A 26937-nucleotide genomic window follows, 5' to 3' on the forward strand; every position below is an offset into this window, starting at 1 on the left:
CGCGCTTGCTTCAGCCGCGTGCGGTGAGCGCGAAGACCTTCAGATTGGGCACCGCCGTGCTGGTGAACGAGACCGCCTCGCGGGAGGCGTCCACCGGCACCGAGACCCGCCAGATCGTCACCTTGCGGCCGTCGGCCGTGCCATTGACGTTGTAGCGGGTGTCTGCGGTCAGCGCGGGCTCCTCGCCGAAGTGCGCCGACGAGGCCGCCCAGTCCGTCACCTTCAGCGGTGCCGTGGAGGTGGTGCCGTCCGCGTACGCGATCGTCAGCTCCGTCTGCTGGTCCCCGTTGACCGCCGTGACCAGCAGGTCGAGCGCGCTGTAGCGGCCGGGCGTGAGGTAGGTGCGCTGCCCGCGCAGGCTGTGGAAGTTGCCCGCCGTCCCCTTGGTCTCGGGGATGAGGAAGCCGTCGCGCACGCCGGGCTCGGGAAGCTGCTCGGCGGGGAAGCTCCAGCCCTTGCCGTCCAGGTCGCCCTGGTCGCGCGCGTCGGTGGTGGCGACGCCGTCCACGTCGTACTGCAGCCGCTGCGCGCAGCCGTCGCCGACCGGCTCGCACGCCTCGGGCAGGTTCGGGATCGGCTCCCGCGCCGGCTCCACGTGGTCAACGGGCAGGTCGGACTCCGCGGTCGCCCACTCCTTGTTCGGCGTCGTGCCCACGTTCACCGTCACCTCGCCGCCCTTGAGCAGCAGCGACTCGGGCAGCCACGACTTGCCGTACGGCTTGCCGTTCAGCCTGACGCTCTGCACGTAGATCGCGTCGGGGCCGGCCTGCGGCGCGTTCACCGTGATCGTGCGGCCGTCGCCGCGCTTGATGCGCGCCTTCGGGAACATCGGGCTGGACAGCAGCATCTCGGCCCTGCTGGGCGTCTGCGGATACATGCCGAGCGCGGCGAAGACGTACCAGGCCGACATCGTGCCGAGGTCGTCATTGCCCGGCAGGCCGCTCGGGCCGGTCTTGTAGACCAGCGACGCCATCGCGCGCACGGTCTCCTGGGTCTTCCACGGCTGCCCGAGCGCGTTGTACAGCCACGGCACGTGGATGCCGGGCTCGTTGGTCGGGTCGTAGCGGAAGCCGTCGCCGCCCGTCGCCCACGAGCCGTCGGGCTTGTGGAAGAACGCATCCAGCCGCGCGGCCGCCGCCTGCCTGCCGCCCATCGCGGCGGCCAGTCCTGACACGTCGTGCTGCACCATCCACGTGTACGTCGCGCTCGTGCCCTGCGCGAACCCGGTCTCCGAGGTCGGTGAGAACGGCCACACCCAGCTTCCGTCGGCCTTGCGCGCCTGCTGGTAGCCGCCCTCGGCCCCGGCCGACGGGTTGAACGTGCTGCGCCACCAGCTCGCCCTCGGCAGCAGCACGTCGCGCTCCTTGCGGCGGCCGAGCCGGGCGGCCCAGTCGGCGAGCGCGAAGTCGGCGGTCGCGTCCTCCAGCGTCTCCGCCGCGCCGCCCCAGCAGTGGCAGGTGTCCTGCGGGGCGTAGTGCAGGCGCAGGTACTCGGCCAGGTTCGGCCGCTGGCCCTCGCACTGTCCCGGGCAGCCCTTGTCCGACAGGCCCGACTCGTGCGGCACCGTCGCCTGCTTGTACAGCGAGTCGAACGCGCCGCGCACGTCGAAGTTGCGCACGCCGAGCGCGTAGAACCCGGCCAGCGCGGGCGCCGACGGGTCGCCGGTCATGACGTGCGTGGGGCCGTTGATGTGCACCCAGCGGTCCCAGACGCCGCCGTTCTGCCTGGCCAGGTTGTACAGCGACTGGGCGTAGTCGCCGGCCACCTGCGGTTCGAGCAGGGCGAGGAGCTGGGTGTGCGCGCGGTACTGGTCCCAGCCGGAGAAGTTGCCGTACTGGACCTTCTGGCCCTTGGCCAGGCGGTGCACCTCGCCGTCGCTGCCCAGGTAGGTGCCGCCCACGTCGCTGGTGACGTTCGGCTGCAGGTAGGCGTGGTACATCGCGGTGTAGAACGTGGTCAGCAGGTCGGGCGTGCCGCCCGTCACCTCGATCGAGCGCAGCGCGTCGTTCCAGGCGCGGCGCGCCCTGGCGGCCACCGCGTCCACGTCGTCGCGGCGCGAGATCTCCGCGTCCAGGTTGCGGCGGGCGGCGTCGAGGCTCGTGTACGAGATGCCGATCCGCATCCGCACGCCGGCGTCCGTTGAGGTGTCGAAGCTGACGTACCCGCCGGAGCCACGGCCCGCACGGTCGGCGCCCGTCGCGTAGCCCTCGCCGCCCGAGGCGGTCTTCGCGCCCTTGCGCAGCTCGCCGTTCACCCACGTGCCCTGGCCGGAGAACGCGCGGTCGAACGCGGCCACGAAATGCAGGCGGTAGTAGCTCTTGCGGTTGTTCTCGCCGCCGTTGGCGCGGCGGCCGCAGAAGGCGCCGGTGAGGACCGAGCCGGTCACCGTACGCGCCTTCGGGTCGATCGTGATCTCGGCGTCCTCGCTGCCGTTCAGCGAGTTGGACACCCGGAACAGCAGGTTCGCCGGCGAGCCCTTCGGGAACGTGAACTCGCCGATCCCGGCCCGGGTGGTGACCGCGAGGTCGGTCTTCACACCGGAGTCGAGCGTGACCGTGTACCGGCCGGGCACGGCCTTCTCGTCGGCGTGGTCGAACGAGCTCGCGTAGACCGCGTCGGTCGTGTCGGCCGTCGGCGACGAGGTCACCTCGCCGGCGAACGGCATGATCGGCACGTCGCCCGCCGCCCCGGGGTGGCAGCCCGCGCCGTTGACGTGCGTCAGCGCGAACCCGCGTACGCGCGGCGTGTTGTAGGAGTAGCCGTTGGAGCCGGCGGCGTTCGTCTGGTCGCCCGCCGTGTTGGTCGGGCTCCACGAGATCATCCCGAACGGCACGACGGCCCCGGGATAGGTGTTGCCGCCCCCGGCCGAGCCGATCAGCGGATCGACGTACGCGACGGGGTCGGTGACCTTCGGAGGCTGGGAGGGGGTGCTTGCTGCGTCGGCCGGCACGGCGAGCCCGGTGGCCAGGACGGCACCTGCTAACGCCGTGGCGAGCCACGAACGGGGAGAGAACACCTCGTGATCACACTGCTCCACCTTAACCACACGGTGAACGCCCTTGTAAGACCGGAGAAATCTTCAACTTCGGGGCGTTATCTGGCATCTTCCGAGTCTTAGATCCGCATTACACGGTGCCTTCTATGGTGACGGCCGAGACCGTACCTCGGGAGCAGCCCATGTCAGAGAGAAAGGCGAAGCGCAGGCGGGCCGCGATGCGGCGCGAGGAAGCGAAGCGGCGTGAGCAGCGCCGGCGTCTCAGACGGAAGATCGGTTACGGCTCCGCCGCCGTGCTGTCGGTGGTGTTCGTGGCGATCGGCGTGCTGGCGTATGTGACGGCCGACGGCCCCTCACCCGCAGCCGGCACGGCACCCTCCACGACGGCCACTCCCACGGCCACAGCCTCACCCACCGCAACGCCGTCCGCCGAGAAGTCGGATGCCGAGAAGTCGGATGACGGGAAATCGGACGGCGGGAAATCGGACGGCGGAAAGCCGGATGGCGAGAAGGCTGACGACGGGAAGTCGGACGGTGGGAAACCGGAAGGCGAGAAGCCGGGCGGCGAGAAGTAGGGCTCGTCCTCGTCCTTTCCTCGTCCTCGTCGTCGCCCGAACCGTCGTCGTCCGGAGACAAGTAGCGTCCCGCGGCGCCGGCCCGCCGCCCGCCTTGGCTGATGCGGGCGGCGGGGCCCGCGCGATGCGCGCCTGTGCGTACCGATGGACACGAGCCCGTGCGTACCGATGAGTTCGGCCGATGAGCTTCGACCGATGAGTTTTGGCGGCCCGCGTGGTCCATATCGGCACACACCGGGAACTTCCTGAAGGAGGCCGATATGCGGAAGATCACCGCGCAGCTGTTCATCTCGCTCGACGGCGTCGTGGAGGCGCCCGACCAGTGGCACTTCCCGTACTTCAACGAAGAGATGGGCGCGGCCGTCTACGCGGGGCTGAGCAAGGCGGACACGCTCCTGCTGGGGCGCAAGACGTACGACAGCTTCGCGGGGGCCTGGCCGGCGCGCGAGGAAGCGGGCGACGTGGACGCCTCCTTCGCCAAGGTGCTCGGCGACGCCCGCAAGATCGTCGTGTCCCGGCAGCGGCTGGAGTTCACCTGGCGCAACAGCGAGCTGCTGCAGGGCGACCTCGTCGAGGCCGTCACCGCGCTGAAGAACGAGCCGGGCGGTCCCATCGGGATGAGCGGCTCCGTCTCGGTCGTCCGCCAGCTGCTCGCCGCCGGGCTGCTCGACGAGCTGCACCTGATGGTCCACCCCATCGCCGTGCGCAAGGGGATGCGGCTGTTCGACGAGGGCGAGCCGGTGCCGCTGCGGCTGGTGTCGTCCGAGACGTTCACGACCGGCGTGCTGAACCTCCTGTACGCGCCCGCCCCCTCGCCCGGCACCGTCGGGTACGACGACGTCAAGGAGCGCATGTCGTAGCGAGCCCCGGGTGGATCTGAGCGCGGCGGTAGTGGCTCGGCGAGACGCCGTACTCGCGGCGGAAGGCGCCGGAGAAGGCGAACTCGGTCGATCCGCAGCATGACGAAGTCGTCGTTGCCGGCGGTGGCGATCATCGATCCGTCCGGGCTGTAGGCGATGTCGTGCACGGTGGCGTCGTGCCCGCGCAGGGTGAAGCGGAGCCCGTTCGTCGTGGCGTCCCAGACGAACACCTCGCCGGACGCCGTCCCGGCCGCGTACGTGGTGCCGTCGGGGGAGAAGGCGGCCCCGTACATCTCCTCGTTCGCCTGCGGGTAAAGCTCGGTCATCATGGTGCCGGGCACCACATTCCACCTGCGGACCGTCACATCACCGGCGGTCACCAGGGACTCCCCGTCGGGGGTGAACGCCACCGCGTGCACGTTGCCGAGGTGCCCGGTCAGCGTCTTGACGTGTTCTCCCGTGGCGGGGTCCCACAGCCGGACGGTCCTGTCCCCGCTCGCGCCGGCCAGCAGCTTGCCGTCACGGCTGAAAGCCAGGTCCTCGATTGCGGCGGGGTGCCCGGGCATGGTCCGGACACGGCGGCCGCTGCGCACGTCGTACAGGCAGATGCCGTACGGGCACGGACCGGCGAGCAGCGCGGCGACCCCGAGGGCGGCGCCCAGCGCGAACAGCGCTCCCCTGCCGCGCTTCGCGGGATCGGCTTTCGTGGAAGCGTGCGGAGACTCGACGAGGGTCTCGCGCAGCGTCCGCCCGGGGCCGCCGCCGTGCCCGCCCTGGCTCGCCGGGGTGGTCAGGGCCGCCGGGTCCGCCGGGGCCGGGCTTCCCGAGGGAGTCGGGCCTTCCGGCTCGTCTTCGGGCTGAGCGGGCGGCAGACCTCCAGGACGTGGTCGAGCTCCGGCCGGGCGTCCGGGTTCTTCTCCAGGCAGGAGGCGATCAGCTTGACCAGCGGCTCGGGCACGCCGGACAGGTCGGGCTCCTCGTACACGATGCGGTGGGTGATCGCCCACGGCGGGCCCTCGCCGAACGGGCTGCGCCCGGTCGCCGCGTACGCCAGCACGCAGCCCAGCGAGAACACGTCGGCGGCCGGCCCCACGGGCAGAGCCGTCACCTGTTCGGGGGACATGTACGCGGCGGTGCCGAGGACGGTGGAGGTGCGCGTGTACGAGGTGGCGTCGAGAGCGCGGGCGCCGCCGGAAGTCGGGATCGTCGGCCAGCTCGGGGCGCACCACCTTCAGCGCGACGTCCCGCCCGCCGGGCGAGCGCCCGAGGTGGACCTCGCCCATGCCGCCGCCGCCCAGCTTGCGCACCACCTGGTAAGGGCCGACCTGCTCCAGCGTACGGGCGCCCGGGATTGCGGAGCGTCCGCGAGACCCGCGCGGGTGGTCCGAATCCCCGGCGGAATCGGGGTTTCCGAACCAACGGCGGTGCGGTCGCGTCAGACGAAATGATCACGCTTGCCCGGGAGACCGCATGAGTCTGACGCCGCTCACCCACGACGATCCGACCCACATCGGTGCGTACGCGCTGGCCCGCCGCGTCGGCGCGGGCGGCCAGGGGGTCGTGTACGAGGCGTACGACCCGGCGGGCGTGCGGGTGGCGATCAAAGTGCTGCATCCGGGAGGCATACGCCGCCCACCGGCCAAGGAGGTGGCGGCGGCGCGGCGGGTCTCGTCCTTCTCGACCGCCAAGATCCTTGAGGTCGATCTCGACGCCGAGCGGCCGTACATCGTCAGCGAGTTCGTCGACGGTCCCAGCCTGCGCGCGGCGGTGGCGCAGGCGGGCCCGTACGAGGGGGACGCGCTGCACCGGCTCGCCATCGGCATCGCCACCGCGATGGCCGCCATCCACGGCGCCGGCGTCGTGCACCGCGACCTGAAGCCCGAGAACGTGCTGCTCGCGCCGGACGGCCCGCGCGTCATCGACTTCGGCATCGCGCGCGTCCTTGAGGCGTCGTCGACGATGACCAGCGGCCTGGCGGGGACGCCCGCGTACATGGCCCCGGAGCTGTTCCGCGGCGAAACCACCCCGCGCCCGGCCGCCGACGTCTACGCCTGGGGCATGATCATGGTGTTCGCCGCGACGGGGCGGGTGCTGTTCCAGCGGAACAACATGGCGGCGACCATACACGAGGCCCTGACCGCCGAGCCCGACCTCGACGGCGTGCCCGACTCGCTGCGCCCGCTGGTGGCCAAGGCGCTGTCCAAAGACCCGGACGAGCGGCCGCCCGCGCCCGACCTGCTGCTCTCGCTGGTCGGCTTCGGCTCCGCGGGCGTGGTCGAGCCGCCCGCCGGGCTGGAGCAGCGTACCCCTGAGCTGGGGGAGATCGCCGAGGACCTCTACCTGTCGCTCAGCGAGGACGAGCAGGCCGCGCTGCCCCTGGCCATGCTGCGGCTGTACGGCGCCGACGGCGAGCCGCGCACGGTGGACCTCGCCGACCTGGGCCCGATGCCGGCACTCGACAGGCTGGTGGAGCGCGGCCTGCTCGTACGCGAGGGCGGATCGATGCGCCCGGCGAGCGCGGCCCTGGTCCACGGCTGGCCGCGGCTGCGCGGCTGGCTCGCCGCCGAGAGGCCAGGCCACGCCGTGCACCTGCGGATCAGCGAGGCGGCCCGTGAGTGGGAGGCCAACGGCCATAAGGACGGCGACCTGCTCGGCGGCTCCTCACTCGACGCGGCCACGCGCTGGGCGGCCGAGCCGCACCCGTACATCACGCTCAACGTGCGCGAGAAGCGTTTCCTGGACGCGAGCATGCGCGCGGCGGGCAGGCGCGCGAGGCGGCGTCGCGCCACCGTCATCACGCTCGCCACGATGCTCGCGATCTCGCTGGCGCTCGCCGGGGTGGCGCAGACCCAGCGCGCCATCGCCGAGGAGCGCCGCGTCGAGGCCGACAAGCGGCGTGACGAGGCCGTCGCGCTCAACGTCGCCACCCGCGCGAACGACCTGCGCCAGTCCGACCCGGCCACCGCGATGAAGCTGAGCGTGGCCGCGTACGCGATGGCGCCCCGCGTCGAAACCCGCTCCGCGCTGCTCGCCTCGTCCACCCAGACCGAGACGAAGGTGTTCAGCCCGCCGAGCGTGGACGTGCACGCCTTCAGCGGGGACGGCGGCACCGAGGCAGTTCTCCTCGGCCAGGAGGTGCAGATCTGGGACACCGTGAAGGGGACGCTCAAGCGGACGTTCCGCGTCGAAGGCGTGAACCCCGAGGACTCCGAGCTCCAGCTGAGCGCCGACGGCGGCGTCCTGCTGATCAAGCCGATCCGCGAGGGGGAGACCCAGGTGTGGAACGCCGAGGCCGGCGAGCGGCTCGATCCGCCCGCAAAGACCATGAGCCTCGGCTGGCAGGGCCGCTACCTCGTGGACGGCGACGGCCGTACGTACGACCTGCCGAGCCTGACCGAGGTGCGGTCGCCGCACCTGGAGGCGGCGATCAAGGGCAGCAAGGTACGGGTCACCCGGGTGGGCGCCACTCGCGAGGACGTCGCGGTCATCGACCTTTCCAAGCAGAAAGTGGAGGAGCTCAACGGCCCGGTGCCGGCCGCCATGAACAAGACGGGAACTCTCATCGGCGTGGCCACGGGCGAGACCGTCGCGGTCGCGAGCATCAGCGGCGACACGCCGCCCAAAGTCGGCACCCTGCCCGAGCACATGGGCCCATCCGGCGACGGCGGTCTGGTGCTGCCCGTCTTCGATCCGACGGGGACGGTGCTCGCCACCGCCTCCAATTGGGCGGTGCAGCTCTGGGACGTCAAGAGCATGACGGCGCTCAGGCAGTTCTCCTATCCCGGCTTCGCGCCCACTCATCTGGTGTTCCGCGACGGTGGCGACACCCTCATGGTGGGCGGGCTCGACGGCAGCGTACGCATGCTCGACGTCGGGTGGTTCACCCGCCCGTCGTCGCTGCTCACCGCGGCTGGAACGCCGAACGGCCTGGTCCGAGGCGCGGTCTTCAGCCCTGACGGCCGCACACTGGCGACCATCACCGGGGACGCCATCCGGTTGTGGGATCCGGCCACCCGCCGGCAGCACGGCGGCGACATCAAGGGCAAATGGAACGTGCAGTGGCAGGGGCTCAACGCCACCACCATCACCAGGCCGCCGCTCGCCTTCTCACCCGACGGCACGACCATCGCCACCGCCCGCGACCTGCTCACCGTGTCCCTGATCGACGTGGCGACGGCGAAGGAAAAACGCACGCGGGCCCTGCCGAAGGATCCGGACAGCGTGAGCGAAGTGCTCTCCGTGGCGTTCAGCCCGGACGGCCGGCGCCTGGCGATCGCCACCAGCGACTGGCGCGTGATGATCCTCGACGCCGACACCCTGCGCACCGTCGCACAGGCGGGCACCCCCGGCGAGCTCCTGGCGACGGTCGTCGAATGGGACCCGAACGGGCACGTCGTGGCGCTCGGCAGTCCCACCGAGACCCGTTTGTGGGAGGTCGGCTCGGGTGACTCCTCCGCCGCGTCGCCCGCGGCCGTGCGCAAGCCGGGCAACCCGATGGCGCGCGAGCACAGCAGCGAGCCGCTGGCGTTCAGCCGCGACGGCAGGCTGCTCATCGTGCGCGGCGAGAACGAGTGCGCCTGCGCCACCCAGATCGGCCCCGAGGTGGACGCCCGCGTCTGGGTGTGGGACATGGAGCGCCGCACGCCGGTGAACCCGCCGCTCGCGGGCCACACCATGCCGGCGTACGCGGCCGCGTTCTCCCCGGACGAATCGATGATCGCCACCGTGAGCGCCGACAGCACCCTGCGCCTGTGGGACGCCGCCGACCACCGCCCGGTCGGGCTGCCCATCGACCGGCACCGACATGAGGCGCTCGCGCTCTCCTTCTCCCCGGACGGCAAGTCGATCACCACGGTCGGCGCCGACAGCTCGATCCGTACGCTGCGGCTCGACGAGGCCGAGGTGACGGCGGCCGTGTGCGCCCGGGCGGGCGGCGGCCTGACCGAGGCCGAATGGGCGCGGCACATCCCGGAGGTCCCCTACCGTCGCACGTGCTGACGGTTAGGCTCGCTTTGTGCCGGGCGCCGGGTCCTTACGGGAGATGAGCCGCTGGGCGGGCTTCACCGATGACCGCCCTCCTCTGGTGCTCAGCGTGTTCTTCTGGGGTTCCGCGTTCATCAGCGCCGTGACGGTCGCGGGTGCGCTGTGGAGGCTGGACGAGTTCGGCTGGCCTCTGGCGAAGGCGTTCCCACTGGCCGGCGCCGGTGCGCTGCCGCTGATCTGCGTGCTCTGGCCGCTGCTGCCGTGGCGGCGGCGGCCGGCGCCGCCGCGCAGGGCGGTCACCGTGGCGTTCCTGGCCGCGAGCCTGCTGCTCCTTCCCGCCGGCGGCATCGTGGCGCCGCTGATCGTGAGCGTGGCGGTCGGCAACGCGCTGATCGTGTTCGGGCGGCGCGGCAGCATCGGGTACGTGGCGACGGCCGCGCTGTTCGGCGTCGTACTCGGCCTGCTCAACCCCGGAAGGTCGGCGCTCGGGGCCGTGATCGACGGAGTGCTGGTGCTGCTCCTCGGTCTGATCATCATGGTCGTGGTGGCCGCGATGATCGAGTCCCAGCGCCGGGCCGAGGAGACCCGGCGGCTCCTGGCCGACCTGGAGGAGGCGCACGCCGAGCTGCGGCGCTACGCCGCCCGTACGCGTGACCTCGCCATCGCCGAGGAACGCGCCAGGATGGCCAGGGACATGCACGACTCGGTCGGCCACTACCTGACGGTCATCAACATGGGCCTCGCGAACGCCGAGCGCTTCCGCACCGCGCGCCCCGAGGCCGCCTGGGACGAGGTGCGCCAGGCCAAGGAGCTGACCCTGGAGGCCCTGGCCGAGACCCGCCGCTGGGTGCGCGCGCTCAGGCCGCTGCGCATGGAGGGCCGTACGGGCGTCGAAGCCCTGCGCGCCCTCGCGCGGTCGTACGGCACCGACGTGGCGTTCACCGTGACGGGCACCTGGCCGGACCTGGACGAGGAGCGCGTGCTCGCCTGCTACCGCGTCATCCAGGAGGGCCTGACCAACGCGCTGCGTCACGCCAAGGCCGGGCACGTCGCGGTCGCACTCGACGGCACACCCGAGCGGGTGCGGGTGACGGTCTCCGACGACGGCGAAGGAGCCGAACCGGACACGACGGAAAGCGGCTTCGGGCTGCGCGGCCTGCGGGAACGCCTGGAGTCGATCGGCGGCACCCTGGACGTGCGCAGCGAGCCCGGCGCCGGCTTCACCCTCCAGGCCGTGGTGCCGGTGCGAGCGACCGAGATGGGGAGTACGCCGACGTGATCCGGGTGCTGCTGGTGGACGACCAGGTCCTGATGCGGGAGGGCCTGCGCAAGCTGCTGGAGATCGAGCCGGGCATCGAGGTGGCCGGATCCGCGCAGAACGGCGCGGACGCGCTCGCGCTGCTGTCGCGTACCCCGCCCGCCGAGCACCCCCACGTGGCGCTCGTGGACGCCCGCATGCCCGTCATGGACGGGGTCGAGCTGGTCTCGCGGCTGCGTACGGAGTATCCGGACATCGCGCCGGTGATCCTGACGACGTTCGACGATGACGACTACATCTTCGGCGGCCTGCGGGCAGGGGCCAAGGGACACCTGCTCAAGGACACCCCGCCCGACGAACTGGTGTCGGCGATCAGGCGGGTGGCGCGCGGCGAGACCGTGCTGGGCGGTGCCGCTACGGAACGCCTGGTCGCGGCCGTACGCGAGGGCGCCGTCCCCCGTACCGGACCCTCACCGGATGAGCCGCCCTGCGGGCTGACCGGCCGCGAGTACGAGATCGCCCTGCTGGTCGGCTCGGGCGCCACGAACAGGGAGATCGCGCGCCGCCTCCACATCACCGAGGGCACCGCCAAGAACCACATCTCGAGCTGCCTGCGCAAGCTCGGCCTGCGCGACCGGACCCAGCTCGCGGTCTGGGTCACCCGGCACCGATAGGCGTACGGCGGTGCCATGACTCCGGTCATGCCCGCCCGGCCGTCAGGACATGACCTGATCCATGTCGCGCGGTGGATGCCGCGTTCGAACCCCGCGATCTACGGTGCTCGCATGCAGCACCACGAGCCCGCCGGCCCCCGTGCGGTGCGCCCGCCATGGGCCGGCGTCATCGTCTCCACCGCCGGTTTCCTCGCCATGATCGCGATCGCCTGGGCGCTGTGGGACTCCCTGCCCGAACACATCGTCACCCGCGAGGCCACCGATACCCGCGCGGGCGCCACGGTGCCGCGGCTCGTCATGGCCGGCGCCCTGCCCGCGGGGCTGCTCATCGTCGCCGCGCTCACGCCCGTGGGGTTGATCGTCCAGCGCAGGCTGGCCCGTCACTTCCCTCCCTTGCTCATCGCCCCGCCGCACGCGCAGGCGCGGGCTCTGAACGTGCTCTTCGTCGTCCTGCCCCTGCTGCTTGTGACGCTCCAAGCCGTAGCGCTGGCCAAGGAGGCGGGATACGACATCCCGGTGGAGCGGGTGATGGGGGTGGCGCTCGGGATCGTACTGATCATCCTGGGACGCGCGCTGCCCGCGATGGGCTCGTCCGATGCCGTGCCGGACGGCTCGATCGGCAGGCTGATCGCGGCCTGGCAGCGGTCGCACCGCGAGGGCGGCCTGGCGCTGACGGCTCTCGGCGCGGCCTGCGCGGCGGGCTCCCTCTTCCTCCCGCCGCTGCTCGTCGGGGTCGCCTCGGCGCTGCTCGTGGGCGCGGTCTTCGCCCTGATGGCCGTACTGGCCGTCGTCCGTACGCGCTGATCGGGACCGCGCATGCCGGACCGCCGTCCCCCTCCAGAACGGCGGTCGGCTCCCTACATGTGGAACGGGCTCAGCAGATCTTGTAGTCCTGCCGCGACGAGTTGTACGAGCAGGAGTCGATCAGCTTCCCGGCCGGGTTCCGCAGGTAGGCGGTGTCGCTGACCTGGTTCCAGATGTAGGCGAGGGTGCCGCCGCTCCTGCCCCAGTAGCGGGTGGTGCTGGTGTTCGTGCCCTTGCCGGTGCGCAGGGTGACCGTCTTGCCGGGCTTCAGGACGAACTTGCCGAACGTGTAGACGTGGTCCGGCCGCCGGGTCGCGTCGCGGATGGTCCAGCCCGCGAGGTTGACGGCCTTCTTCGTCATGTTCCTGATCTGGACGTACTCGCCGTTCAGGCTACGGTTCCCGCCGTTGTCCGGCGAGCCGGGCGAGTCGTAGTGAATCTTTGTGATCTTGACGGCAGGCGCGGCGGCGTACGCCGGCTGCGCGACGGCGACGACGGACGCGGATAACAGGGCGGCGGTCAGCAGAGATCGAACACTCACAGGGACGCCTCCTGGGGAGTGAGATGGAATGGAACGATCCTATTGATGTTGCTGAGAAAGGAATGGACCGTTCCGTATCGGTTTGATGTCCCATGCGCGTCCTGACTCTGAGTCGAGGAGCGGACGGGACAATGTCGCGTTGATCGGCCGCCATCCGCCCAGGTGATCCTGCGACCATGCCCCTGGGGCCCTGGAAGATCGTCTTCATGCCCGAGGATCTCGCCCGTGTCCGGATCGCTCCCCGCCCCGACCCCTGTGGGAGATGATGCCGAGCCTGGCCGGGACGGTCCGGGGCAAGCCGCCCTCCCTGAAAGAGGGCGGATGCGCTTCAGGTCGTCACCTGGGCGGTGGTTCAGCGTGATACCGGACCGAGAGGTGCGTACGGTACCTCTGCCCTGCGGTCGATGACCTCGCCCGTCTGGTCGTACGCGGTCACGGTCACGGCGGGGGTGTCGAGGTGCTTGCCGTCCGCGTTCACGCGCGCGGGCACCCGCCCGATGAAGAAGCCGCCGGCCACCGCGGCGTCCGTGCGCCTGCCGTCCGCCCAGTCGATCTCGACGCGGGTCACCTCCCGCGCCACGCGCCCCGCCACGACGCGGTAGCGGCCGCCGCTCTGGTCGTCGTCCGACATGGCGTTGGAGTCGGTCTCCGTCGTGTACGCGTCCACGGTCAGCGGCCCGGAGACGCCCGCGTCGAGGTCGCCGGGCAGGGCGGACCCCCACGGCGTGAAGACGGGGGAGCTGGGGAACGCTTCCTTGTCCTTCTGCGGCGTGCAGAGGACGAAGCCGGTCTCGCTGCCGACGAGCGCGGTCGAGCCGACGTCGTCGCGGTACACCACCAGCTCGCGGAAGTCCTTGACGTCGGCGTCCGCCGGGTATCGCTTGCGGGTGTCCATGCCGTCCACCGGCCCTCCCAGCGGCATGCAGTCCCGTACGGACTGGAGCTGCGCGGAGGTGTTGGCCGGCAGGCCGGCGGGACCGCTCGCAGGAGTCGCCGTGGTCGTGCCCAGGGTGAGCGGGACCGCGATCAGCGCGCCGGCGGCGACGGCGACCGCGCTCGCGGCCAGCGACCAGGTCAGGCGGCGGCGTCTCGCCCCTGCGACGGCCCGCGCCACCATGGCCTGCTCGTTCACGGGACGGGAGGCGTCCGCCAGCCGCCGCAGCTCAGCGGCGATGGTCTTCTCATCGACGTTCATTTCCAGGCCTCCAGCATGACGGGCTTGCGGACCAGCTCGCGGAGCCGGGTGATGGCTTGATGGGTCTGGCTGCGTACGGTTCCCACCGAGCAGCCCATGATCGTGGCGACCTCGGATTCCGGGAGATCCTCGTAGTAGCGCAGCACCAGCACGGCGCGCTTGCGCGGTGGCAGCGCGCGCAGGGCCTGCTGCAGGGCAAGATGGTCGTCTACCTCGGCCGTACGGTCACTCGCCATCCGCTCAGGGGGCGAGTCCACCAATTTCTCCCTGCCCCAGCGGGGACTTCGCCAGCGGCTGACCTGTTCGTGGTACATGACCTTCCGCACGTACGCCTCGGGGTTGTCACGGATCTTGTTCCAGCGGCTCGTGGTCTTGGTCAGCGCGGTTTGGAGCAGGTCCTCGGCCGTGGCCTGGTCGCCGGTGAGGACGTAGGCGAGCCTGATGAGGCTGTCCGATCGAGCCGCTACGAAGTCTGCGAAGTCGCGTTTCTGCTCGTTGTTCAACACATCTCCTCGGTTCGCCTCCTAAGACGCGACGCTTCACCGGACCTATGGCGTACCGGCGAACAACCCTTGCGGCGGGGCTGCTCCAAGGTGCGGATGCGGAAGTCAGGCGCCGAAGCGGCGGCGGGACGTCTCGATGCCGGCAGGGAGGAGCCGGCGCGGGCCATGTCCCCGAGCACCTGGTCGAGATCTGAAGCCACCGCCGTCCTCAGCTGGAGGCCACGCCTGGGAGGACGGCCGTCAGTCCAGGCCCGCGGAGATCCACTGGAAGGTGCCGCGACAGGGTAAGGAGTCGGTACGCCGCGCGGTGAGCCGCACGAATCGGGCGTCGCGCGGCGGAGTGCCGGTGACCTCGTGGTCTCCGCTGCCCGCCGTGACCGTGCCCTGCGCTATGGCTTTGCCGTCCACCAGTAATGACCAGTCCACCACGGCCGGACAGTCCCGGACCTCTTGCTGCTCCTCGATGAAGAGGCGCGCATCCAGGCGGAACCAGCCTCGTAGTTTCGTCCGGTCGTGGATGTCCTCGCGTTCGAACCGGGTCCGGATGACGCCTGAAGCGGGCACGGTCCATTTGAAGCCGGGCGGTGGGCAGGGACCGGAGTCGGAGTAGCAGAGCGCCCTCTTCATTTCCACCGGTGCATCGCCGGACGCGTAATCCAACCCGTCGGTCGGGTCCGAGCTGACGATGAAGTAGCCGAGGACGGCGCTTATCGCCAGGAGGAAGACCAGGCATCCGGACCCGGACGACCCGCCGTAGTCGTATGAATGGCTACGCCCGGCCACATGCCCTCCCTCGGTCATGCTGCCTTTCGCTTCATGATTCCAGAGGGCGCCGCAGAGGTCACCGGACACCGCACCTGACGTCACATCCGCTCAGTGCACTCACGAACCGGCCGGCTCAGCAGCAGGAGTCTCATAGACCGCTCGGCGGCCACGGAGGCTTCTCGACTCCGTTCATGACGATCCCTACGAATATCGCGATGAGGAGCGCTAAAAGGAGCGCCCAAAAGGCGAACACGAAAATCCTCCTCATCGTTCACCCCCTTGGCCCAGCCATCGAATACCCATGCACGCCGACCGGGGTACTCGTGGTGGGCGCGGCGGAGTGCGCGGTGTGGCCAGGACGGACTCGATCTCGTCTTTCGAAGTGTCCGCCGGCCTGAGGGGAGGGAGGAAGTCCGGAAAGTGTGGGGCGTGCCTCTTTTCCCTCCTTGAGCGGCTTGGTGACGCGGTGGTTTTCCGCTGAATGAGCGGCGTCAGCAGCAGGTGGGTGTTGAGCGGCCGGACGCGGCCTTCTGCTGGTCCTGGAGGATGCGGCCGCGCAGCATCGTCTCCATGACCTTCATGAAGCGCTGCGTCCTGGCCGGGCCGATGATGAAGGGGTTCTTCGTGGCTCCCGCACGGAGTTGCTCGATGCGGGTCAGGCCGTAGTCGGCGCCGCCGTGGTTGTTCAGCTCGACGTCCACGCCGGCCTTACGCATCGCGACGGCGGCCGTACGTACGGAGGACAGGTGCGTTCGCTTGGCCGCCGTCGTGGCGGGCGGGTTGGTGCCGCCCCACAGGATCGCGGTGTGGCGGCGGCCCTTCCAGCGGACCGGGAAGACGGGCGAGACGGTACCGGGGGTGTGGCCCGGCCTGTGGTGGAAGACGATCGTGGCGTCGCCGAGGGTCAGCTTCTGGCCGTCGGTGATCTCGAGGTCGCGCTTGGGGGCGTGCTCAGGGCGTTCTTTGGCGATGAGGTCCCAGTCGGCCTTGTGCATCATGACCCGGGCTCCGTACGTGTCCGCGAGGTACTGTGCGCCGCCGAAGTGGTCGTCGTGACCGTGGGCGGCCACCACGTACTTGATGTGGGTGGGGTTCACGCCGACGGCACGCAGGCCGGGAATGATGATCTTTCTGGCGTCGTCCGGTGAGCCCATCGCGTCGATGAGGATGACGCCCTTCGAGGTGAGCAGCGCCATGGCCTGGACGAACGTGGTGCCGACCACCGCGACGTTGTCGAAGATCTTGAACGGCTTGACAGGCTGCACGGCCGGCATCTGGAGATCGGGGAGAGCGCCTTGACCAGGGCCTTCAGTACGGGGTCGTCGCCGGCGAGCTTGGCCGCGCGGTCGTAATAGTCCTGCGCGGTCTTGGGCGCGGCTGATGCCGGGCGCGCGCCTCCCGCCAGCGGTAGCAGGGCGGCGGCCAGCACGGTACGACGGGACGGCATCAACCAATACCTGCTTTCTCGAAAGACGGTTCGGACAGCGAAGCAGACCTCGTTTCCGCATGTCCAATAGCGATCTTCATCGCCGACCGATAAGGGAGCCGATATCGCGCCAGGTCGGACCTGATCCCACCCCCGGGTGGACATCATCGGGAAGGACCGTCACCTAGATGCGCATCCTCGCGGAGACGCGCGTCATCCCCAGGTTGGGGAAGCCGAAGCTGTGGCAGCTGCGTGCGGATCACGTGGATGAGTGGCTGGACGCATTCTCCGGCGACCTGGCCACCAGGACGCTACCCATCGACGTCCAGACACGGAAAAGGGCCCGACCCGTTGTGCGGATCAGACCCTCTGCCTGCGGCAACTGTGTCGGGGTGGCGGGATTTGAACCCACGACCTCTTCGTCCCGAACGAAGCGCGCTGCCAAGCTGCGCTACACCCCGGTGCACGCCCGTCGTGTGCGTGCTTGTAAGAGTCTAGCGGACTTCCCAAGTGCTTGTGACCGCCTTTATCTCCGGGGCACGAGCGTCAGCAGCGTGGCCTCGGGGAAGCAGGCGAATCGGGCGGGGGCGTAAGGGGAGGTGCCGAGGCCGGCGGAGACGTGCAGCCAGGCGTTGTCGTGGCGGCTGAGGCCCTTGACGCGGGCGCGGTCGATGCCGCAGTTGGTGACCAGGGCGCCGTAGAACGGGATGCAGAGCTGGCCGCCGTGCGTGTGGCCGGCCAGCAGGAGCTGGTAGCCGTCGGCGGCGAAGCGGGACATGTTGCGCGGCTCGGGCGAGTGCATGACGCCGAGGCGCAGGTCGGCGTCCGCGGGGGCCGGGCCGGCGACGAGGTCGTAGCGGTCGCGGTTGATGTGGCTGTCGTGGATGCCGGCCACGGCCACGTCGAGGTCGCCGACCTTGATGCGGGCCGTGGTGTTGTTCATGTCGAGCCAGCCTTCGGCGGCCATGCCGGCCCCCAGCTCCTCCCAGGGCAGGTTGGGCGTGTGCTGGCGGCGGTCGTTCTTGGAGGTGCGCCACAGGTAGCGTGCCGGGTTCTTCGGCTGCGGCGCGTAGAGGTCGTTGGAGCCGTACACGAACAGGCCAGGACGCGACAGCAGGGGCTCCAGGGCGTGCAGGAGCGCGGGAACGGCCTCGGGGTGCGCGATGGAGTCGCCGGTGTTGACCACGAGGTCGGGCTCCAGGGCGCCGAGCGAGCGCACCCAGTTGATCAGCATGGTGCGGCGCGGCGTCAGGTGGAGGTCGGACAGGTGCAGGACGCGTACGGGACGCTGCCCCCGCTCGAGAACGGGCACGTCGAAGCGGCGCAGCCGGAACCAGTTGCGCTCGACGACGGACGCGTAGCCCAGCCCGGCCAGGCCGAGACCGAGCATGGACAGGGGCACTGCGACGGCTTTCCTCACACCTTCATGATGCCCGACATCCGGCCAGCGGAGTCCGGATGGCGACGGGGTGGTCCGCGCAGGCGGCAAGATAAAGCGCATGAGCGCATTGAAGGACAAGCTGAAGGCCGACCTGACGGCCTCGCTGAAGAGCAAGGACGAGGTACGTCTGCGTACGGTCCGCATGGCCCTGGCCGCGATCAACGTCGAGGAGGTCGCGGGCAAGGAGGCCAGGGAGCTGACCGACGACGAGGTCATCAAGGTCCTGACCAAGGAGGCGAAGAAGCGGCGCGAGGCCGCCGAGGCGTTCCGCAACGCGGGCCGCACGGAGCAGGCCGAGGCCGAGCTGGCCGAGCAGGCGGTGCTGGAGGAGTACCTTCCCGCGCAGCTGTCCGACGAGGAGCTCGCCGCGCTGGTCGACGCCGCCATCGCCGAGACCGGCGCCTCGGGGCCGCAGGCCATGGGCCAGGTCATGAAGGCGGTCAACCCGAAGGTCGCCGGCCGGGCCGAGGGTGGCAGGGTGGCCGCCCTGGTGCGTGCCCGCCTCACCGGTAAGTAGGGCCTACGGGGCTTCTGGTACGCGGTCTCGGTTCAGGGCCCCTTTCGGCAGGGCTCCTTTCGGTCCTACCGGGCTTTCGGCACGCGGCCCGGGCTTCGCGGGTTCGGTACCGGGTGACGGAACTCGCCGCACGGTGTCCCGGTCCACGGCCCGCTGTACGGCTCTGGTTCGCCCGGAGCGTCCCCATGCCTCCCCGTACGGCCTCCGGCGCCTCTCTGCGCCCCAGCGGCCCGTCAGGCGGCATTCGTAGGCATTCAACAGCTTTGAGGCCTCCACCCGCGAAGGGAGGAGGCCTCAAAGCGTCTCAGGGCGTCTCAGAGACTCTCAGCGTCGGCCGTCGGGCATGGTGAACGGCGGCCCGTTGTCGCCGGCGCGCCCGCGGCCACGGTCGTTGTCGCCCCAGCCGCCGCGCCCGCGGTCGCCCCGGTCCTGCGGCCCGTCACCGAACTGGTCGCGGTCGAAGAAGTCGAACGGGTTGCCGCCGTCGTCGTCCTTCTTCTTTTTCTTCGGCTTGGGCGCGCAGTGGTCGGTGCACCCGCCGAACCGCGACTTGTCGACCGGCTTGAACTCGGCCGGCTCGATCCCCTTGAGCGCCTGGATCATGGAGTCCTTCCAGATGCGCCCGGAGATCGACGAGCCGTACACGTACGGGTAGTAGCGCCCGCCGATGGTGACGCCGATCAGCTTGTGGGCCGAGGTGCCGCGCGGGTCGCCCAGGCTGACGGCGGAGGCGAGGTTGGGGGTGTAGCCGGAGAACCAGGCCGACATGTAGTTGTCGGTGGTGCCGGTCTTGCCGGCCGCGTCGCGCCCGATGCCGCCGACCTCGGTCATCGTGCCCTTGGTGAACACCCCGGACAGGATGCCGCTGACGGCGTCGGCGACCTCCTCTTCGAGGACCTGGTTGCACTTGGGCTTGTACTGCTTGACCTTGCCGTTGCGGTCCTTGATCTCGGTGATGGCGAGCGGCTTGCAGTACTTGCCGCGGGAGGCGAAGACGGCGTAGGAGCTGGCGATGGTGACGGGGTCGACCTCGTTGACGCCGAGCGTGAACGTCTCGACCTCCGACAGCTTCTGCCCGTCGGCCCGCTTGACGCCGAGCTTCTTGGCCATCTTGACGACGTCGCAGAGCCCGACCTTCTCCTGCAGCCGCATGAAGAACGTGTTGACCGAGCCCCAGGTGCCGGTCTCCAGCGTCTTGAAGCCGCCGCCGCCCTCGCTGGAGTTGCGCACGGTGTGGGACGGGTCGCCGACGTTCTGGCCCTTGCAGTTCTTGAACGTGCTGTAGCCACGGGCCTTGTAGCCGGCCGGCGAGGGGAAGCCGTCGCCGTACTTGAGCCCTTCCTCCAGGGCGGCGGCCAGCGTGTAGACCTTGGCCGTCGAGCCCTGCTGGAACCCGTGGCCGCCGCCGTGCGCGGCGTCGGCCACGATGTTGTAGCTCATCTCGTTCTTCTTCTTGCTGCGGCCGAACTTCCGCGAGGCGGCCATGGCCTTGATCTCGCCGGTGCCGGGGACGACCATGGCCTGCGAGGCCACGGGCTTGTCCTTGGGGCTGACGTACTTCCTGATCGCCTTCTCGGCGGCCGCCTGCATCTTGGGGTCGAGCGTGGTCTTGATCTGCAGGCCGCCGCGCTGGAGCAGCTTCCTGCGCTCCTCGCGGTTCTTGCCGAAGTCCTCGTTGTTGAGGATCTCGTACTGGACGTAGAGGCAGAAGTACGGGTATTTGCTGGCCTCGCAGCCGCCGGGCGCCTTGACGTCCTTGAAGCCCAGTTTCTTCTTCTTGGCCTTCGCCGCCTCCTGCGGCGTGATCTTGCCGAGCTCCGCCATCCGGTCGAGCACGATGTTGCGCCGCTCCAGCAGGCGCTGCCGCGACTCGGCGCTGACGTTGGGGTCGGTGCGCGCCGGGTTCTGCACGGCGCCGGCGAGCGTGGCGGCCTCGGTCAGGTTGAGCTTGGAGGCCGGCTTGTCGAAGAACCTCTTGGCGGCGGCTTGGATGCCGTGGGCGCCCGCACCGAAGTAGGCGATGTTGAGGTATTTCTCCAGGATCTGGTCCTTGGTGTACTTCTCCTCGATCGCCATGGCGTAGCGCAGCTCGGTCAGCTTGCGCGAGATCGTGGGCGCGATGGCCGCCGCCTGCTCCTCAGGCGTCTCGGCCTTGTTGACCAGCACCTGCTTGACGTACTGCTGGGTGATCGACGATCCACCCTGCGTGACGCCGCCGCTGGTGAGATTCTTCATCAGTGCTCTGGCCGTTCCCTCCACATCGATCGGCCCGTGCTGGTAGAAACGGAAGTCCTCGATCGCGATCAGGGCTTCGCGCATGATCGGGGCGACCTTGTCGAGGGTGACGGACTCCCGGTTCTCGAAGTAGAACTGGGCGATCTTGTTGCCGTCCGCGTCGTAGAGTTCGGTGCGCTCCGGCAGAGGAGGTTCGTCGAGTTCCTCGGGCTTGAGGTTGAGTCCCTCGACTGCGGTCTTGGTCGACATGCCCACTCCGCCTACCGCCGGAAGGGCCACGGCGGCGGCGAGCACCCCAGCCGCCGAGCCCGCGATGAGGAGGCGCAGGACGCTGAGGATGGGGTTGGAACGACGTTTGCCCTGGGCTTGCACGTCTCTAAGAGTACGTCGAAACCCAGACCGAATCGGTAGCAGGACACCATTTCACCTTGACTGACGGGGGTGACTAGTCATTCCCGGTCAACATCACCCGCGAGAAATTGGTCCTCTGGGGTCTGTCGGCCCGAACGTCTGGTTGCGTACGTTCTCCCTGCGGCAACTGAATACGGAGGCTCGGCGCCCGCGCCCGTCGGCCCCAAATGACGACTGACCACCTAAGGGGAGTGGGGTCGAAAAATGTGGATCACGGATTGGACCTCCCGTGCCGCCTGTAAGGGTGCGGATCCGGATGCCCTGTTCGTGCAGGGCGCCGCGCAGAACAGGGCGAAGCTCATCTGCCGGGGTTGCCCGGTCCGCACTGAGTGCCTCGCCGATGCGCTGGACAACCGCATCGAGTTCGGGGTGTGGGGCGGCATGACCGAACGGGAACGTCGCGCGCTGCTTCGACGGCGCCCTGACGTCACCTCGTGGCGAGACCTGCTCGAGTCCGCCAAGAACGAGTACGAACGCACCAATGAGCTGATCGCGGGCTGATCCCAGCCCGGCGACCGTGTACGGCCGGCGCCGCCGCCGGCCGTACTTCTATGCGGTGGCCAGCAGGTTCCCGATCTGGCGCAGCCCCGCCAGGTCGTGGACGTCCTCGGACATGGCGCGGACCTGCACCACGGGCACCGTGGGGTGGGCCGAGACGAAGTGCTCCTGCTCGCGGTTCTCGCGGGCGGCGAGCTGCATTCGCCCGGCGTGCAGCCGCAGCACGGCCGCGGTGAGCTCGTGCTCGCCCCTCGACTCCAAGTCCTCCGCGGCGGCGGCGCTGCGGGCGGCTGAAAGCCCGGCTGCGGGCGAGACGTGCACCCGGTTGACCACCAGACCGGCCAGTGGCATGCGCTCCTCGGCCAGGCGCTCCACGAAGTAGGAGGCCTCGCGCATCGCGTCGCGCTCGGGCGCGGCGACCACGAGGAAGGCCGTGCCAGGGGCCTGGAGCAGCCGGTACGTCATCTCGGCCCGCTGCCTGAACCCCCCGAAGACGGCGTCGAGCGCGGAGACGAACGTCTGAAGGTCCTTGATCACCTGCGCGCCCAGCAGCTTGGTCATCGCTCCCGCCATGAGCCCGAATCCGGCGTTGAGCAGCCGGAACGCACTGCGTCCTCCGGCTTTGGCAGGCGCGGTCAGCAGCCGGATGAAGCGGCCGTCGAGGAACCGGCCGAGCCGCTCGGGCGCGTCGAGGAAGTCGAGCGCCGACCGCGACGGCGGCGTGTCGACGATGATCAGGTCCCACTCGTCCGAGCGGCGGAGCTGGCCCAGCTTCTCCATCGCCATGTACTCCTGGGTGCCGGAGAAGCTGGACGACAGGGACTGGTAGAAGGGGTTCGACAGGATCTGGCGGGCCCGCTCAGGGTCGGCGTGCGCCTCGATGATCTCGTCGAACGTACGCTTCATGTCGAGCATCATCGCGTAGAGCTGGCCGCCGCCCTCGGGCGAGCTGACCAGGCGCGGAGTGTTGTCGAGCTCGGTCAGCCCCATCGACTGCGCCAGCCGCCTGGCCGGGTCGACGGTCAGCACGACCACGCGGCGGCCGCGCTCGGCGGCCCGCAGGCCGAGCGCCGCCGCGGTCGTGGTCTTGCCCACGCCGCCGGCGCCGCAGCAGACGATGATCCTGGTGCCCCGGTCGTCGAGGATGGCGTCGAGGTCGAGTGCTGGGGGCTTTTTCACGCTGCTCCCTGGGTGCGCATGCTCTCTGCCAGCTCGTACAGGCCGGCCAAGTCCACGCCGTCGGCGAGCAGCGGCAGCTCGTAGCGGGGCAGCCCGGCTCCGGCCAGCGTCTCGCGCTCGGCACGCTCAAGCTCGGTGCGGTGCGCGTGCTCGACGACCTCCTCGCCCAGCGCCCTGGCCAGCTCGCCGGCCTGCGCGCCGTCGGCCACACCCGCGGCCTTGAGCCCGAGCACCAGCTCCTCGGGGTCGAAGCGGCCCTGGGCGGCGGCGTCGAGTACGGGCTGGGGGAGCTGCGACTCGCGCACCATGTTGACGAAGACGCCGCCCGCGGGCAGCCCGGCGGCGCGCAGCTCGGAGATGCCGTCGAGGGTCTCCTGGACCGGCATCTCCTCCAGGAGGGTGACGAAGTGCACGGCCGTCTCGGCGGACTTCACGACGCCCTTGACGAGCTCGGAGTGGTTCTTGATGGGCCCGACCTTGGCCAGGCCGGCCACCTCTTCGGTGACGTTGAGGAAGCGGGTGATGCGGCCGGTGGGCGGCGCGTCCATGACGACCGCGTCGTAGACCCTGCGGCCGTTCTTGCCGCGCCTGCGCACGGCCTCGCTGGTCTTGCCGGTGACCAGCACGTCGCGGAAGCCAGGGGCCACGGTGGTGGCGAAGTCGACGATGCCCATCTTGGTCAGCGCCCGGCCGGCCCGTCGCATCCCGTAGAACATCTCCATGTACTCGAGCATGGCCTCTTCTGGATCGATGGCCAGCGCGTAGACGTCGCCTCCGGAGGGCGCGACGGCGATCCTGCGCTCCTCGTACGGCAGCGGCGGCAGGTCGAAGATCTGGGCGATGCCCTGCCTGCCCTCCACCTCGACGAGCAGCACCTTGCGGCCGCCCGAGGCCAGCGCGAGGGCGAGGGCGGCGGCGACGGTCGTCTTGCCCGTGCCGCCCTTGCCGGTGACGACATGAAGCCGCACGTCGGCCCAATGTGTGTCCGTCGAGTCCACGACTTGAGGCTACCGAACGGTCACTTGTCGAAAGCCTGCGACCACCATTTGAGATTGCTCACAATAAGCTGCCCCCATGAAGAAGTGGGAGTACCTGACAGCACCCGTGCTGATTCACAACACCAAGATGATCCTCGACAACTTCGGCGCCGACGGCTGGGAGCTCGTCCAGATCGTGCAGGGCGCCAATCCCGAGCAGCTCGTCGCCTACTTCAAGAGGGAGAAGCAGTGACGCCTGAGCAGAAGCTCGAGGAGCTCGGATACACGCTGCCGCCGCCCGTCACGCCGGTCGGCTCCTACCTGCCCACCGTGCGCACCGGCGACCTGCTCTACACCTCGGGCCAGGTGCCGATCCTGGAGGGCAAGCTGCACCAGACCGGCAAGCTCGGCGCCGACCTGGGCGTGGACGAGGGCAAGGCGGCGGCCCGCCAGTGCGTGCTCAACGCCCTGGCCGCGCTGAAGGCCGAGCTGGGTGAGCTGTCGCGGGTGCGGCGGATCGTGAAGGTCGTGGTGTTCGTGGCGAGCGCGCCGGACTTCGTGGATCAGCCGCAGGTGGCCAACGGCGCCAGCGACCTGCTCGCGGAGGTGTTCGGCGAGGCGGGCAGGCACGCGCGCAGCGCGGTGGGCGTGGCGGCGCTGCCGCTGGACGCTCCCGTCGAGGTGGAGCTGATCGCCGAAGTCGGCTGAATGGGCATATGTCACCATGACCGAGTGAAGTTCTAGAGGAGGTCATGTGACCGCGATGCCGGGAATGCTGCTACCAGCCGAGCTCGCCGCCCGGGCCAGGGAGGTCATGGCCGGGCGGCTCCAGCCGGTTCCGGCGCGGGACGCCGCCACGGTGGTGCTCCTGCGCCCGGGGCCCGGGGGCCATCCACAGGTCTATCTGCTGCGGCGCAAGGCCACCATGGCCTTCGCCGCCGGCGCGTACGTCTTCCCCGGCGGCTCGGTCGACGCGCGCGACACCGACCAGGCGGTCGCATGGGCCGGGCCGTCGCCCGCCGAGTGGGCCGAGGTGCTGCACGCGGACGAGGCGGTGGCGCGCGGGCTGGTGTGCGCGGCGGTGCGCGAGACGTTCGAGGAGTCGGGCGTGCTGCTGGCCGGTCCAGGACCTGACTCGGTCGTGGACGACACGACGGGCGACGACTGGGAGGCCGACAGGCTCGCGCTGATCGACCGCTCGCTGTCGTTCGCCGAGTTCCTGTCCCGGCGGGGGCTGGTGCTGCGTACGGACCTGCTCAAGGCGTGGGCGCACTGGATCACGCCGGAGGTCGAGACCAGGCGGTTCGACACCCGGTTCTTCGTCGCCGTGCTGCCCGAAGGCCAGCGCACCCGCGACGTGGGCGGCGAGGCCGACCGGGTCGTCTGGCAGCGGCCGGCCGAGGCCGTCGAGCTGGCGCACCGGGGCGAGATCTTCCTGATGCCGCCGACGTACCGGACGCTGAGCGAGCTGGCCGGCTGCGCCGACGTGGCGGAGGTGCTGGCGACGCCGCGCGACATCGTGACGATCATGCCGAGGGCCGTCGAGGTGGACGGCGAGCTGCGGCTGGTGGTGGCGTCATGAGCGGCCTGTACATCCCGATCGGCTCGCCCGACGGCTCGCGCACCGAGCACGCGGAGAACCTGCTCGCGCCCAACCCGTCGGTGATGACGCTCGACGGCACCAACACGTGGGTGATCGGCACCGGCGACGAGGTCATCGTGGTCGATCCGGGGCCGGACGACGAGGGCCACCTGCGGCGCGTACGCGACCATCTGGGGGAGCGGCGGGTCACCACGATCCTGCTCACCCACGGCCACTTCGACCACAGCGGAGGGGCGAAGGCGTTCGCTCAGATGGTGAACGCGCCCGTACGCGCCCTCGACCCTCGTCACCGCCTCGGCGACGAGGGGCTCGCCGACGGCGACGTGGTGGCCGTCGGCGACCTGGAGATCCGGGTGTACGGCACGCCCGGCCACTCGTTCGACTCGCTGTGCTTCTGGCTGCCCGCCGACCGGGCGATGCTGACCGGCGACACCGTGCTGGGCAGGGGCACCACGATCGTCGCCCGCGACGGCGGCCTCGCCGACTACTTGCGCAGCCTCGACAAGCTCAGGGCCGCCGCCGAAAGCCTGGAGGCGCGGGCGCTGCTACCCGGCCACGGCCCGGTGCTGCCCGACCCGATCGGCGCGCTCGACGGCTACATCGCACACCGCAGGCAGCGGCTCGACCAGATCAGGGCGGCGCGCGAACAGGGCGCGCGCACGCCGCGCCAGATCGTCAAGATCGTGTACGCCGACGTCGACCGCTCGCTCTGGCCGGCCGCCGAGATGTCGGTGGCCGCCCAGCTCGACTACCTCGACGGGCGCTAGCGCGAACGGTTGCGCAGGCGCTCGACGTCGAGGATGACCACGGCCTTGGCCTCGATGCGCAGCCAGCCGCGTCCGGCGAAGTCGGCGAGGGCCTTGTTGACCGTCTCGCGGGAGGCGCCGACGAGCTGCGCCAGCTCCTCCTGGGTCAGGTCGTGGTGCACCCGCAGGCCGTCCTCGGTCTTGGTGCCGAACCGCTCGGCGAGGTCGAGAAGCTGCTTGGCCACCCGCCCGGGGACGTCGGTGAAGACCAGGTCGGCCAGCACGTCGTTGGTGCGGCGCAGCCGCTGGGCCAGCGCGCGGAGGAGGTGGAGCGCCACCTCGGGACGGCCGGTCAGCCAGGGGCGCAGGTCGTCGTGGCCGAGGCCGGCCAGGCGGACCTCGGTCAGCGCCGTCGCCGTGGCCGTACGGGGCCGCGGGTCGAACAGCGACAGCTCGCCGAACATCTCGCTCGGCCCGAGCACGCTGAGCAGGTTCTCACGCCCGTCGGGGGAGGTGCGGGACAGCTTGATCTTGCCTTCGAGCACGACGTAGAGCCGGTCGCCGGTCTCGTTCTCGTGGAAGAGCGTCTGTCCCTTGGACAGCTGGACCTCGGTGATGCTCGTGCGCAGCGCCGCGGCGCTTTCGCGGTCCAGCGCGGCGAACAGGGGGGCCTTGCCCAGCACATCTTCGGTGTTCACTCTGCCTCCTCTGCTGCCATTGTGACTCACCCCACTCCAGGCGTGCGTCTACA

General features: G+C 70.3%; 24 protein-coding genes, 1 tRNA gene and 2 pseudogenes. 12 read left to right on the top strand and 15 right to left on the bottom strand.

The annotated features are described in order from the left end of the window. Positions 1-10: 10 nt before the first annotated feature. On the bottom strand, positions 11-3016 hold the full coding sequence (locus AB0K67_RS20175; RefSeq protein ID WP_364061991.1) for a GH92 family glycosyl hydrolase: 3006 nt from the start codon (positions 3014-3016) through the stop codon (positions 11-13). A gap of 125 nt (positions 3017-3141) precedes the next feature. On the opposite strand from AB0K67_RS20175, the gene AB0K67_RS20180 reads away from it, so the two are divergent. Both AB0K67_RS20180 and AB0K67_RS20185 read left to right on the top strand, forming a co-directional pair. Further along, complete coding sequence (locus AB0K67_RS20180; RefSeq protein WP_364061994.1) at positions 3142-3570, top strand: hypothetical protein; 429 nt, start codon at positions 3142-3144, stop codon at positions 3568-3570. 260 nt (positions 3571-3830) lie between these two features. Continuing rightward, positions 3831-4430 carry a dihydrofolate reductase family protein gene (locus tag AB0K67_RS20185; RefSeq protein ID WP_364061997.1) on the top strand — a complete coding sequence of 200 codons (600 nt, stop codon included), beginning with the start codon at positions 3831-3833 and terminating at the stop codon, positions 4428-4430. A gap of 110 nt (positions 4431-4540) precedes the next feature. Here AB0K67_RS20185 and AB0K67_RS20190 read toward each other — a convergent pair. The 3 genes and pseudogenes from AB0K67_RS20190 to AB0K67_RS20200 all read right to left on the bottom strand — a co-directional run. Beyond that, positions 4541-4660, bottom strand: a pseudogene (locus AB0K67_RS20190) (hypothetical protein); the annotation flags it as partial. A gap of 126 nt (positions 4661-4786) precedes the next feature. Further along, a pseudogene (locus tag AB0K67_RS20195) lies at positions 4787-5023 on the bottom strand (serine/threonine protein kinase); the annotation flags it as partial. Between the two features lie 197 nt (positions 5024-5220). Then, entirely contained in the window at positions 5221-5634 is a 414-nt protein-coding gene (locus AB0K67_RS20200) for a protein kinase (RefSeq protein WP_364063230.1), read from the bottom strand. A gap of 266 nt (positions 5635-5900) precedes the next feature. Here AB0K67_RS20200 and AB0K67_RS20205 point away from each other — a divergent pair, with 266 nt between their 5' ends. The 4 genes from AB0K67_RS20205 to AB0K67_RS20220 all read left to right on the top strand — a co-directional run bounded on the left by AB0K67_RS20205 (position 5901) and on the right by AB0K67_RS20220 (position 12149). Further along, positions 5901-9428, top strand: a complete 3528-nt coding sequence (locus tag AB0K67_RS20205; protein WP_364062000.1) for a serine/threonine-protein kinase — start codon at positions 5901-5903, stop codon at positions 9426-9428. A gap of 43 nt (positions 9429-9471) precedes the next feature. After that, the gene (locus AB0K67_RS20210) at positions 9472-10692 is read left to right on the top strand and encodes a sensor histidine kinase (RefSeq protein WP_364062003.1); all 1221 of its coding nucleotides are present in this window, start codon (positions 9472-9474) and stop codon (positions 10690-10692) included. Then, the gene (locus AB0K67_RS20215; protein ID WP_364062006.1) at positions 10689-11345 is read left to right on the top strand and encodes a response regulator transcription factor; all 657 of its coding nucleotides are present in this window, start codon (positions 10689-10691) and stop codon (positions 11343-11345) included. Before AB0K67_RS20210 ends, AB0K67_RS20215 begins: the two co-directional genes overlap by 4 nt. Before the next feature lie 111 nt (positions 11346-11456). After that, on the top strand, positions 11457-12149 hold the full coding sequence (locus AB0K67_RS20220) for a hypothetical protein (RefSeq protein ID WP_364062009.1): 693 nt from the start codon (positions 11457-11459) through the stop codon (positions 12147-12149). Between the two features lie 70 nt (positions 12150-12219). Here AB0K67_RS20220 and AB0K67_RS20225 read toward each other — a convergent pair whose 3' ends face one another. The 7 genes from AB0K67_RS20225 to AB0K67_RS20255 form a co-directional block, all read right to left on the bottom strand. Then, positions 12220-12690 (bottom strand): lamin tail domain-containing protein, encoded by a 471-nt coding sequence (locus AB0K67_RS20225; protein ID WP_364062012.1) that lies wholly within the window; start codon positions 12688-12690, stop codon positions 12220-12222. 352 nt (positions 12691-13042) lie between these two features. Further along, positions 13043-13885 (bottom strand): hypothetical protein, encoded by an 843-nt coding sequence (locus tag AB0K67_RS20230; protein WP_364062015.1) that lies wholly within the window; start codon positions 13883-13885, stop codon positions 13043-13045. Next, positions 13882-14388 carry a SigE family RNA polymerase sigma factor gene (locus AB0K67_RS20235; RefSeq protein WP_364062018.1) on the bottom strand — a complete coding sequence of 169 codons (507 nt, stop codon included), beginning with the start codon at positions 14386-14388 and terminating at the stop codon, positions 13882-13884. Before AB0K67_RS20235 ends, AB0K67_RS20230 begins: the two co-directional genes overlap by 4 nt. A 240-nt stretch (positions 14389-14628) precedes the next feature. Continuing rightward, a complete protein-coding gene (locus AB0K67_RS20240) occupies positions 14629-15240 on the bottom strand; it encodes a hypothetical protein (protein ID WP_364062021.1) in 612 nt (203 codons plus the stop codon). A gap of 404 nt (positions 15241-15644) precedes the next feature. Beyond that, positions 15645-16418 carry an MBL fold metallo-hydrolase gene (locus tag AB0K67_RS20245; protein ID WP_364062024.1) on the bottom strand — a complete coding sequence of 258 codons (774 nt, stop codon included), beginning with the start codon at positions 16416-16418 and terminating at the stop codon, positions 15645-15647. 548 nt (positions 16419-16966) lie between these two features. Beyond that, positions 16967-17040 (bottom strand) — tRNA-Pro (locus AB0K67_RS20250). A 65-nt stretch (positions 17041-17105) separates the two neighbouring features. Then, the gene (locus tag AB0K67_RS20255) at positions 17106-17969 is read right to left on the bottom strand and encodes a metallophosphoesterase (protein WP_364063233.1); all 864 of its coding nucleotides are present in this window, start codon (positions 17967-17969) and stop codon (positions 17106-17108) included. A gap of 109 nt (positions 17970-18078) precedes the next feature. On the opposite strand from AB0K67_RS20255, the gene AB0K67_RS20260 reads away from it, so the two are divergent. Further along, entirely contained in the window at positions 18079-18537 is a 459-nt protein-coding gene (locus tag AB0K67_RS20260; RefSeq protein WP_364062027.1) for a GatB/YqeY domain-containing protein, read from the top strand. Between the two features lie 324 nt (positions 18538-18861). Here AB0K67_RS20260 and AB0K67_RS20265 read toward each other — a convergent pair whose 3' ends face one another. Next, positions 18862-21144, bottom strand: coding sequence for a transglycosylase domain-containing protein (locus AB0K67_RS20265; protein ID WP_364062030.1), 2283 nt, complete (start codon positions 21142-21144; stop codon positions 18862-18864). Positions 21145-21387: 243 nt separating this feature from the next. Here AB0K67_RS20265 and AB0K67_RS20270 point away from each other — a divergent pair, with 243 nt between their 5' ends. Further along, positions 21388-21684 (top strand): WhiB family transcriptional regulator, encoded by a 297-nt coding sequence (locus tag AB0K67_RS20270; RefSeq protein WP_364062032.1) that lies wholly within the window; start codon positions 21388-21390, stop codon positions 21682-21684. Between the two features lie 48 nt (positions 21685-21732). Here AB0K67_RS20270 and AB0K67_RS20275 read toward each other — a convergent pair whose 3' ends face one another. After that, positions 21733-22860 carry an ArsA family ATPase gene (locus AB0K67_RS20275; protein ID WP_364062035.1) on the bottom strand — a complete coding sequence of 376 codons (1128 nt, stop codon included), beginning with the start codon at positions 22858-22860 and terminating at the stop codon, positions 21733-21735. Continuing rightward, on the bottom strand, positions 22857-23828 hold the full coding sequence (locus tag AB0K67_RS20280; protein WP_364062038.1) for an ArsA-related P-loop ATPase: 972 nt from the start codon (positions 23826-23828) through the stop codon (positions 22857-22859). The genes AB0K67_RS20275 and AB0K67_RS20280 overlap by 4 nt, the downstream gene beginning before the upstream one ends. Positions 23829-23934: 106 nt before the next feature. Between AB0K67_RS20280 and AB0K67_RS20285 the strand changes: the two genes are divergently transcribed. The 4 genes from AB0K67_RS20285 to AB0K67_RS20300 all read left to right on the top strand — a co-directional run bounded on the left by AB0K67_RS20285 (position 23935) and on the right by AB0K67_RS20300 (position 26207). After that, on the top strand, positions 23935-24090 hold the full coding sequence (locus AB0K67_RS20285; protein WP_364062041.1) for a hypothetical protein: 156 nt from the start codon (positions 23935-23937) through the stop codon (positions 24088-24090). Further along, the gene (locus AB0K67_RS20290; protein ID WP_364062044.1) at positions 24087-24545 is read left to right on the top strand and encodes a RidA family protein; all 459 of its coding nucleotides are present in this window, start codon (positions 24087-24089) and stop codon (positions 24543-24545) included. The genes AB0K67_RS20285 and AB0K67_RS20290 overlap by 4 nt, the downstream gene beginning before the upstream one ends. A 64-nt stretch (positions 24546-24609) precedes the next feature. Continuing rightward, positions 24610-25419, top strand: coding sequence for an NUDIX hydrolase (locus AB0K67_RS20295; RefSeq protein ID WP_364062047.1), 810 nt, complete (start codon positions 24610-24612; stop codon positions 25417-25419). Then, entirely contained in the window at positions 25416-26207 is a 792-nt protein-coding gene (locus AB0K67_RS20300; RefSeq protein ID WP_364062050.1) for an MBL fold metallo-hydrolase, read from the top strand. The genes AB0K67_RS20295 and AB0K67_RS20300 overlap by 4 nt, the downstream gene beginning before the upstream one ends. Here AB0K67_RS20300 and AB0K67_RS20305 read toward each other — a convergent pair. Beyond that, positions 26204-26839, bottom strand: coding sequence for a Crp/Fnr family transcriptional regulator (locus AB0K67_RS20305; protein ID WP_364063236.1), 636 nt, complete (start codon positions 26837-26839; stop codon positions 26204-26206). The genes AB0K67_RS20300 and AB0K67_RS20305 overlap by 4 nt on opposite strands. Positions 26840-26937: the final 98 nt, after the last annotated feature.

The organism is Nonomuraea sp. NPDC052634, assembly GCF_040678535.1.
Lineage (GTDB): Bacteria > Actinomycetota > Actinomycetes > Streptosporangiales > Streptosporangiaceae > Nonomuraea > Nonomuraea fastidiosa.